Source organism: Pseudomonas sp. DE0010, from assembly GCF_007680745.1.
Classification (GTDB): Bacteria; Pseudomonadota; Gammaproteobacteria; order Pseudomonadales; family Pseudomonadaceae; genus Aquipseudomonas; species Aquipseudomonas parafulva_B.
The window spans coordinates 1-249 of record NZ_VEJQ01000253.1 but is presented as its reverse complement, the minus strand read 5'-3'; the positions used below and the strand labels follow the sequence as shown (position 1 = coordinate 249).

Sequence of the window (249 nt, the reverse complement as noted above, 5' to 3'; positions counted from 1 at the left end):
CACTATGTCGGCGATCTCCTGGACAAGCCGCGGCACCTGGCTCTGCCGGCATTGCAGCGGCTGCTGGTCAAGGCCCTGGGCGACAAGCAGGACGTCGCCTTCTCCGGGGGCGTGACGGTCATGAAGATCATCGGCGGCTGATCTATCCGCTGCGCCTGAAGCTGGCGCGAAAGCTGCTAAGGCCCCTGTATCGACGGCAACTTGGCGCCGGACAGGGGTCTGCTTTCAATGGTCACACTGCGTTTTCTG

General features: G+C 63.1%; 1 pseudogene. It reads left to right on the top strand.

The annotated features are described in order from the left end of the window. Window positions 1-141, top strand: a pseudogene (locus FS767_RS22435) (radical SAM protein); the annotation flags it as partial. Between the last annotated feature and the right edge of the window lie 108 nt (window positions 142-249).